Here is a 9,552-nt window from a genome sequence, read left to right as displayed (position 1 = left end):
GCGGCTGATCGCGGTACGTCTAGCCCTAACCCGAATCCCTGTCTGACGAGCGAATGTGACGCGGCGAGCGCATGTAGTCGGCCTGAGAGTGTGTCGGCGAAGTCCACGGTCGAAGTCGCTGAACGTTTGCCAATCTGAATCATGGCGTCGACGATCTGGAACACGTTGTTGACCCGATGCTCCATCTCGCGCGCCACCATTTCCTGATTTGCGAGAGCGGCCCGGAGTCGGTCCTGACTCTGCTGCATGGCGAGCGCAATACCCACGAACGATGCCAGTTCCCGCATGATCCGGGCGTGACCGCTATCGAATTGACCTTCTTTTTTGGCGACGATCCATAGGGTGCCGAGCGGTTGGCCGTTTGCGACATAGAGAGGGACCAGAAGCACTTCGGGGCATACCGCACCGGCTTCTGCGATCCACGAATAGTAGCGCTCCGGACGGCGCGTTAATGTCGGCTCGAATCGATCAAGACACACGCCGCAGGGGCTGTAATTGCGCGGTGTCGTGGCGCCCTCGAACCGGGCCAGTTCACCGCGCAGATCGCGCCAGCGAAAGACCCCAGCAGCACCGTCCTCCAGATCAAGCGCACTGATTCCAGCCGACGATGCACCGGTCATCTGCATGGCCCTCTCGACAAGTTTTGGCAGCACCTGGTCCGGATGGTCCAGCATCTGCGCCCCAATGTCCTGTAGCGCAAGCTTTTCGCCAAGGTGATCTACCTCCCTGGGCACCCGGCGATGCAGTTCAGGGGTAATGTAAAGATCCCGAGGCGGCGCTGTCTCGACCGTACTCATGCTGCCCTCCTTTTCGTTCGCAAGGCGTCACGAATGAGCGTCAAAGCATACCCGGCAAGGCAACTTCGCAAAGTGTAATTTCTACCAGACGCTCGGCTTCCATTATGCCTCTGTTGCCGGGCGCGCCGAGGTGAAAACAGGACGAACGAGGTGTCAACCTTCGTTTTGAGAGTCCCGGATGCCTATGCGGAGTTTGTCGTCGTCGAGGACGTCGCTCTCGTCCGCCTGCACAGCTGGCCGCGGCGACGGCCAGTGCCGTGTCATTGCGGCGCCGATGACTGAAGCACCGAGCGGCGTTGACGCGGTGGCGCACAGCCTCGCGGCATAGGCGTTGCTCGACGTCGTGCATGACGCGCGGCACTCGCCGTGCGCGACGTTCCACACGCCCACTTGAAGGGCACAACCGGGAGAGCGACATGCCGTCCGACGAAGTTTCTCCGGGCCGCCGCAAGGTTATTCAAGGTGCTGCGGCGGGTCTGGCCGCGGCGTTCGCGGGCAACACGCTCGCGGATTCCAGCTCGCCGGATGCGAGCGGCAGCACCCCGTCGACGCCCGTGTCAGGCTCCGCCGTGCGCGATCCGCGCTCGCTATTTCCGCATCCGCCTTTTCCCGAGCAGCAGCAACCGTGGCCGGGTCTTGCCGGCCGCATGACGCCGCGTCCCGATCACGGCGAATCGAGCTATCGCGGCAGCGGGCTGCTTGCTGGCCGCAAGGCACTCATCACCGGCGGCGATTCGGGCATTGGTCGCGCGGTCGCGATTGCGTTCGCACGGGAGGGCGCGGATGTGTCGATCGTCTATTTGCCTGCGGAGGAACCGGACGCGCAGGAAGTGGTTCAGTTGATCCGCTCCGCGGGCCGCACTGCGCTTGCGCTGCCGGGTGACATCCGCGACGAGACGTTCTGCAAACAGATGGTCGACCGCGCGGCCAACGGCATGGGTGGACTCGACGTTCTGGTGAACAACGCAGGGCGCCAGCACAGTCACGATTCGATCCTCGACATTAGCACCGAAGATTTCGACTGGACGTTGCGCACCAATCTTTATGGAATGTTCTGGATTACCAAAGCCGCGATTCCCCATATGCCGGCTGGCGCTGCGATCGTCAATACGAGTTCGGTGAATGCTTACGATCCTTCGATCAACCTGCTCGACTATGCGATGACGAAGGCCGCGATTGCGAACTTCACGAAGTCGCTGGCGAAGCAGCTAGTCGCGCGCGGGATACGCGTGAACGCGGTGGCGCCGGGTCCATTCTGGACGCCGTTGCAGGTCAGCGGCGGACAGACGATGAAGAACGTCGTGCAATTCGGCGCGCAAACGCCGATGGGGCGTCCAGGGCAGCCTGCTGAAATCGCTCCCATCTATGTGCAGCTTGCAGCTGCGCGATCGAGTTACATTACGGGGCAGGTCTATGGCGCGTCTGGAGGCGAGGGGCAACCTTGAACATGGAAGGTGCGGCTGCACGACACAATAGTGGTTCCGGCAGGTAAACGAAAGGCTCGATCGAGGTACGAGGCTTGCTCCACTTGGAATCAGTCCCCGTCACTCGCGAGCCGTCATGAGCGCCCGATCCAAACTGGCTGATCCACGTCAAACCGTCGACGTCCGAAAAGGTCAGGTCACGGACCCCATGTCGCGTGACGCATTTCGGGAGCGGTTCATGGCACGCTTCTACGATCCGGCATTTCGCCAGGAAGACGAAGCACTCGCGCGCCTCGAAGCCATTGCATGGGATGCGTATTCGAACGCACGCAAATCGCCATTGACGGAAAAAGCAGGCGCCGGTTTTGCAGACCCGGACTACGATCTGTCGATCGAATGGCGCGCCGCCAGCGAGCGGATCAAGGCTGCCGAATCGCGCCAACGCGATCCGGCGACGCCATCGCGCGTACTGGTCGTCAACGCATCGGCGCGCAACGACTACACGTGTCCCGGTGAAATGTCGAAGAGCTTCCGGCTAGCTGCAATCGCGCAGGAGACGCTTGAGCGCCGATCCTGCGAAGTCGACTCACTCGACCTGTCGCGTCTGAACTCCGATCATGACCTGCATATTCACCCGTGCAAAGGATGCGTGTCGACCGCCATGCCGCTTTGCCACTGGCCTTGCAGTTGCTATCCGAATCACTCGCTCGGGCTCGTCAACGACTGGATGAACGAAATCTATGAGCGCTTCGCCGCGTGTCACGGTGTGCTGTTCGTGACGCCGGTCTACTGGTATCAGGTGACCGGTCCGCTGAAACTGCTGATGGATCGCCTCGTTTGCGCGGATGGCGGCAATCCCGACCCGACTTCCACGCACGGCAAGAATGCGGACGAAGCCAAGCGTCTCGAACTCGCAGGCTGGCATTACCCAAAGCATCTCGCGGGTCGGGCATACGGCCTCGTTGTGCATGGCGACGTCGCCGGCATTGAAGGCTCCCGGCGCGCACTGACGGACTGGCTAGACTGGATGGGCCTCATCGAGTCAGGCGCGAAGTCGCGTCTGGATCGCTTTATCGGCTACTACGAGCCTTATGCGACGAGCCATGTGACACTCGATCATGACGGGGACATGCGCACTGAAGTCGCCAACGTCGCCGAGGCGGTGGCGACCTGTGTCGAACAGATCCGTAACGGCCGAAAAGAACCCGACGACGGTCTTGACCCGCCGCGCGCTAAATGACTTGCTTGACTTCTCAAGCCGCTATTCCCACTTCAACCAACCTGGAAAGGCAACGCATGGCAGACGACGCAGCGGATACCCAGACACAGCGGCGCAGGCTAGGGGAGTGGTTGCCGCGGGACGAAGCCCACCTCGCACGCTACCGGTGCGATCTCGCAGCAAAAGCGCGCGAGCGGGCGGACAATTCGCCGCGCACGCGTGCCGTCGACGAACTTGCTGCACTCGTGCAAGGTGATCCCGTGCTTAGGATGGATATGACGCGGGCCATTGCTCAGGCGCAGGAAGCGGGCTATGTGCTCGGCTATGCGTCGATCGACGAGTTGATGACGATCGTCGACTACTTGATGACGTACGCGCCGCCTTTTAGCGAATCAGGCCTGATTCATTGCCCCCTGAACGCGGTGCTCGATTGGCCAATGTGCATGCCATCCGGCTATGCGCTGTTTCGCGATCCGGCTCTGAACGCGCAACTCAAGCACGTGCTGAACTGCTGGTGCGGCTTTCTGAGCGGCCCGCATTCGCGCGAACACCTGAACACGTCGTCGCCGGACGGATGGTTTTGTGCCGAAGCCGATAGACGCATAGCGCTGTCGCAATTCGTCTGCGATCCTCGTCAACGCTATTGGGGATTCACTTCGTGGAACGACTTCTTCACGCGACGATTTCGCGCTGGAGAGCGGCCTGTTGACGAACCGGACGACGATAGGGTGATTGTCAGCGCGTGCGAAGCCGCGCCGTATAACATCCAGCACGACGTAAAACTCTCGGACACGTTCTGGATCAAATCGCAGCCGTATTCGCTGCAGGACATGCTGACGTTGCATCAGCCCGAACTGCCGCGGCGTTTTGCCGGCGGTTCCGTGTACCAGGCATTTCTGAGCGCATTCAATTATCACCGCTGGCATGCGCCGGTAAGTGGCGTGATTACGCACGCTTATGCAGTCGACGGTAGTTATTATTCGAATGCCGACAGCGAAGGCGAGGACCCAAGCGGTCTGAACGATTCACAAGGCTATATCACCGCGCTCGCCGCGCGCGCGGTAATCGTCATCGCTTGTGACGACCCGGCAGTCGGTCACGTGGCCTGCGTATTCGTGGGCATGGCGGACGTGTCGTCCTGCATGATCGAGACGCTGCCTGGCCAGCATGTCAGGAAAGGCGACGAACTGGGCTTCTTCCAGTATGGCGGCTCGACCTGCTGCCTGGTTTTCGAGCCCGGCGTGATAAGCCGCTTCGTTGTCGAACCGCCGTTTGACGACAACGGCCCGCCGGTCAGGGTGAATGCGACCATTGCCACCGCGGCCGGTACGCGCGATCCAAGCCGACAGGAATAGGGCGTATTGGGGCATCCCCAGTCGCGCGACCGGGCAAGGTTACGGTTTCTTGCCGTGAGCCGTTCCAGCCTGCGCCGAAACGGCGATGTCTGTTTGAGCGCAGGTCGTCATAGAGTCCCTTAAGCCGCGGGTTTGAGCACCACCTTCGTCCAGCCATCGTCCCGTTCGTCGAAGTGCTTATATCCATCAGGGGCGCTCGCGAGCGGTAACTCGTGAGAGATGATCTGCGACGGTTTCGCCTTGCCCGCCGCAATCAGGTCGCGTAGCTTGCGGTTGTAAGCCTTGACGTTCGCCTGGCCGGTCGCAATGCGCTGTCCCTTCATCCACAACTGCCCGAAGTCGAGCGCAAGTTGGCCTTTCTTCTGCAACGGATCTTCGGCGTGGGGATCTTCGGCGACGAACACGCCGACCACGCCGATTCCGCCTGTGGGACGCACCGCCTTGATGAGGTTGTTCATCGTCAGATTCGGCACTTCGTGGCCTTTGCAACTGCACTGATAGCCGACGCATTCGCAGCCGCGATCGGCGCCTTCTCCGCCGGTCATCTCGAGAATCCGGTCAGCCGACGATCCGTCGCTGTCATCCACGGGTATCGCGCCGATCTTCTCCGCGAGCTTCAACCGGTCCGGATGGCTGTCCACCACCATGATCTTGCTGGCCCCCTTGATCGATGCTGAGAGCGCGGCCATCAAACCCACCGGCCCTGCGCCGTAGATCACAACGCTATCGCCGGGTTCGACACCGGCAAGCACGGTTGCGTGATAACCCGTCGGAAAGATATCCGACAGCATCACATAGTCGTTTTCCTTTTCTTCGGCGTCGGGCGGCAGAACGAGGCAATTGAAGTCGCCGAACGGCACGCGCAGATATTCCGCCTGGCCGCCGCTATACGGCCCCATACCGGCAAATCCATACGCCGCGCCTGCGACACCGGGATTGGTCGTCAAGCAGAACCCGGTCAGACCCCGCTCGCAGTTCTTGCAAAAACCGCAGCCGATATTGAACGGCATGCACACCCGATCGCCTGTCTTGATGCGCTCGACAGCGTTGCCCACTTCGACGACGCCACCGAGATTCTCGTGCCCGAGAATCCGGCCCGATTCCATATTCGTGCGGCCTTCGTACATATGCAGGTCCGAACCGCAGATATTGGTGGTCGTGATCTTCACGAGCACATCCGTCGGTCGCTCGATTTTCGCATCCGGCATTTCCTTCACGACAACTTTGCGTGGACCTTCATAAACCAGTGCTTTCATGCTGAACTCCTCGAGAATGGCGCGGCTCGTCGGTTGACTACCGTGCTCGGGTTCGAGCAGCACGCATGCCCGGTGAGCGAGAAAAGCGAACGGCAGATCGCTCTCAGGAAAACGTTGCGGGGTAAAGGCCCTCGCTGCCGTCGAGATTACCTGTCTGCGCATAGACGAGCGGCTCGCCTTCGGGACTGACAATCGCGCCATTCAGCACGCGCCCAACGACCAGCCTGTGATCTCCCGCTTCGACGTCATTGACCACCCGGCAATCGAAATGCGCAAGCGCATCGAGCAGAAGGGGCGCCCCCGTCATACCTGGCTGCCAGCGCGTCGATGCGAGTTTGTCGACAGTGCGGCCCGACTGCGTTCCGAAGTGGCGCGCGAGATCCTGTTGCTCCGCTCGCAATACGCTGATGGCAAATCCCTGTCCGTGTTCAAGAAGCTTGTAGGACTCGTGAGTCGGGCTAGTCCCGATTGCAATAAGCAGTGGAGAGAACGAAACCTGCATGACCGCGCTTGCCGTGAACGCGTCGCGGCGATCGCCGTCTGAAACGCCAATCACGTACACGCCCGCCGTCAGGTGCCTGAAAAGATCGGCGATGCTGCTCATAGCTCCTCCTGTCTGTCGTGATAGGGCGGATCGCACCGGTGGTCGGCTTAGCGCGGGAAGCTGGAGAGATCAGGGCGCACTTTTATGGCTTGCCGGCAAAGCGTGGCGACGCTGCGGGTGTCAGCCCAACACGATCGCCGTATTGATCAGCGCGACATGGGACAGCGTTTGCGGAAAATTGCCGCATTGGCGCTTTGCCCGGATGTCATATTGTTCCGCGAGAAGCCCCACGTCATTGCGCAACCCCAGCACGCGTTCAAACAGTGTGCGCGCGTCATCGTGACGACCTTGCAAGTGCCGGACCTGCGCGAGCCACAGGCTGCATGCGAGAAACGCGCCTTCGTCCGGCTCATGCTGAGCCCTCCCGGATGGGCCGCTGCGATAGCGAAACACGAGCCCATCCGCCATCAGTTCCCGCTCGATGGCGCTCACCGTTGCCTGTATTCTCGGGTCCTCCGCAGGAAGAAAGCCGAACAAAGGCATCAGCAGCAGGCTCGCGTCGAGCGGTTCGCTGCCGTAGGACTGGGTGAACGCGTTCACGTGCTGATTGAAACCGTGCGCCAGCACGTCGTTGCGTATCGTAGCGGCAAGCCGTCGCCATCTGGCAACGGGGGCCCGGTGATGAAACTCTTCCGCGCAGCGAATCGCACGATCTACCGCGACCCATGCCATGACTTTCGACAACGTGAAGTGCCGCGGCGCGCCGCGAAACTCCCACAGGCCGCTATCGGCGGCGCGCCAGATGGCCGCGACATGATCGATCAGGCTGCGTTCGAGCAGCCATGCATCCTCATCGGGCGGCAAGCCATGCTGCCTCGCGACATATAGCGCATTCATCACTTCGCCGTAAATGTCATGTTGCGACTGGTTCACGGCTGCATTGCCGAAACGTACCGGGCGCGAACCTTCATATCCACGCAGCGATGAACATTCCCACTCGACAATGTGGCGCGCGCCATCCGTGGTGTACATGATCTGGGTCTGCGCCGGATGCCCCGCGATGGCACGCACCAGCCAGTCCCGCCATGCCTGCGCTTCTTCGCTGACACCGCTGGCGGCGAGTGCCAGCATCGTGAAGCTCGCGTCGCGCAGCCAGCAATAGCGATAATCCCAGTTCCGGTCGCCGCCTATGCGTTCCGGCAACGAGCCGGTTGGAGCCGCGACGATACCGCCAGTCTGGCGATTCATCAGTCCTTTGAGCGTGACCAGCGATCGTGTCACTGCATCGTTATAGCGCCCGTGTACAGGTTGCGCTGCGGACCATTGCTGCCAGAAGGCGAGCGCTCCATGTAGCGACTCGGATACGTGCAACCGTCTCGGTGGAGGTTCGTGAGACCGGGTGCAGGTGAGTACGAAATCGCAAACCTCGCCGGCCGCGAGTTCAAACGCGCTGTATATGCGCGCGTCGCGAATGGACGATGCCTGCTTCGTATCGAACCAGATCGTCCAGGGTCCGCTGACCGCAGCGATCCGGTCGTCCAATGGACGCAGCCAGGGAAGCGCCCGGCCGTAGTTGGAGCGTACAGCCAACTCGCTCGTGATCCGCACCCGGCCCGATACGCATCGCACGCGCCGGCAAATGCGCGGCGGCGCCGCGGCCCATTCCATCCAGTCGGTCAGTTCGAGCGTGCCATTTGCGGCTTCTTGGGTCGTCTCAAGGACCAGCGAAGCGTCGAGGTAGCGACGGCGCGCGGACACGACGCCAGCATCGGGCGCGATCCGCCAGAAACCGTTGTCGGGCTCGCCGATCAGCGCGGCGAAGCAGGGGCTCGAATCGAATGCGGGCCAGCATAGCCAGTCGATAGAACCATCGAGGCCGGCGAGGGCTGCGCTTTGACCGTCGCCGAGCATCGCGTAGTCTTCGAGGCGCAACGCCATGATCAGATCCGGCGGCGCAGCACGCCCACACACAGCGTCGCCAGTGTCGCGATGGCGAGCATCGCGAAGCCTCGATGCGTGTCCAGCCAGAGCGCGGGACTGGACGACGACGCATCGGCGTCGAACCTGCCATGCACGCGATGAAGAGCCGTGACAGGCTCCCACAGGTTCGACGCGTGCTGCGCTCCACGGGCTACCGAATCGTCCTGCTGGGCATCGACACCGGTACGCCCGAGATAGCGGTCGAGCCAACCCGGTATCCACTGGTTGGCCACGATCGCCTTGATCGACGACGCGCCGACCCACACTTCGCGGCGTCGGTGCGTCGCCGCCCAATAGACCGCGCGTGCTGCGACTTCCGGCTGAAAGATCGGCGCCACGGGACGCGGCGCGAGCGGCATGCCGTTTTCGGCCCACTCGAACTGGGGCGTGTTCAACGCGGGCATCTGCACCATCGTGACGTGCACACTGCTGTGGCGATGATGTAACTCGCAGCGCAACGCGTCCGTGAAGCCGCGTATAGCGTGCTTGGCGCCGCAATACGCAGATTGCAGCGGAATCGACCGATAGGCGAGAGCGGAGCCCACCTGAACGATCACACCGCGGTCGCGTTCGAGCATGCGTTTCAACGCTGCCATCGTGCCCCAGACGAAACCGTGATACGTGACGTCGGTCACCCGCGCAAAATCCTTGTGCGAAAGCGCGTCGACGGGGGCAAACACCGTCACCATCGCATTGTTGACCCAGACGTCGATGGGCCCGAGGCGCGACTCGACGGACGCCGCCGCGGCATCGACGGCTTCGGCATCGCTCACATCGACCTGGATCGACAGCACACGTACTCCAGCGGCGCGAACTTCCTGAGCGGTTTGCTGAAGTGCATCGACGTCGCGCGCGAGGAGTGCCACGTCGGCGCCATGCCGTGCGAATTCGAGCGCGGTGGCGCGGCCCAGGCCAGCCGTCGCACCGGTGATCACGACCGTTTGCGGTGTGTGGCTCTTCTTCATGGCTTATATCTC

The 9,552-nt window shown here is 61.8% G+C and carries 8 protein-coding genes; 3 read left to right on the top strand and 5 right to left on the bottom strand.

The window, feature by feature from the left end; all coding sequences use genetic code 11:
- Window positions 1-797, bottom strand: a 797-nt coding sequence (locus tag L0U84_RS43760) for a GAF domain-containing protein (protein ID WP_233860375.1), incomplete at its 3' end; no start/stop codon positions are given.
- 416 nt (window positions 798-1,213) lie between these two features.
- Between L0U84_RS43760 and L0U84_RS43755 the strand changes: the two genes are divergently transcribed.
- The 3 genes from L0U84_RS43755 (at window position 1,214) to L0U84_RS43745 (ending at window position 4,795) form a co-directional block, all read left to right on the top strand.
- Window positions 1,214-2,242, top strand: coding sequence for an SDR family oxidoreductase (locus tag L0U84_RS43755; RefSeq protein ID WP_233860374.1), 1,029 nt, complete (start codon window positions 1,214-1,216; stop codon window positions 2,240-2,242).
- A 187-nt stretch (window positions 2,243-2,429) separates the two neighbouring features.
- Entirely contained in the window at window positions 2,430-3,461 is a 1,032-nt protein-coding gene (locus L0U84_RS43750; RefSeq protein WP_326491262.1) for a flavodoxin family protein, read from the top strand.
- 56 nt (window positions 3,462-3,517) lie between these two features.
- A complete protein-coding gene (locus L0U84_RS43745; protein ID WP_233860372.1) occupies window positions 3,518-4,795 on the top strand; it encodes a phosphatidylserine decarboxylase family protein in 1,278 nt (425 codons plus the stop codon).
- 119 nt (window positions 4,796-4,914) lie between these two features.
- Here L0U84_RS43745 and L0U84_RS43740 read toward each other — a convergent pair whose 3' ends face one another.
- The 4 genes from L0U84_RS43740 to L0U84_RS43725 all read right to left on the bottom strand — a co-directional run bounded on the left by L0U84_RS43740 (window position 4,915) and on the right by L0U84_RS43725 (window position 9,540).
- On the bottom strand, window positions 4,915-6,051 hold the full coding sequence (locus L0U84_RS43740) for a glutathione-independent formaldehyde dehydrogenase (protein WP_233860371.1): 1,137 nt from the start codon (window positions 6,049-6,051) through the stop codon (window positions 4,915-4,917).
- 103 nt (window positions 6,052-6,154) lie between these two features.
- Window positions 6,155-6,655: a flavin reductase family protein gene (locus L0U84_RS43735; protein WP_233860370.1), complete on the bottom strand. Its 501-nt coding sequence runs from the start codon at window positions 6,653-6,655 to the stop codon at window positions 6,155-6,157.
- 120 nt (window positions 6,656-6,775) lie between these two features.
- Window positions 6,776-8,533 carry a glycoside hydrolase family 15 protein gene (locus L0U84_RS43730; RefSeq protein WP_233860369.1) on the bottom strand — a complete coding sequence of 586 codons (1,758 nt, stop codon included), beginning with the start codon at window positions 8,531-8,533 and terminating at the stop codon, window positions 6,776-6,778.
- Between the two features lie 2 nt (window positions 8,534-8,535).
- Window positions 8,536-9,540, bottom strand: a complete 1,005-nt coding sequence (locus L0U84_RS43725) for an SDR family oxidoreductase (protein ID WP_233860367.1) — start codon at window positions 9,538-9,540, stop codon at window positions 8,536-8,538.
- Between the last annotated feature and the right edge of the window lie 12 nt (window positions 9,541-9,552).

Source organism: Paraburkholderia sp. HD33-4, from assembly GCF_021390635.1.
Taxonomy (GTDB): domain Bacteria; phylum Pseudomonadota; class Gammaproteobacteria; order Burkholderiales; family Burkholderiaceae; genus Paraburkholderia.
The sequence above is the reverse complement of the archived record's forward strand: the minus strand, read 5'-3'. Positions and strand labels throughout refer to the sequence as shown.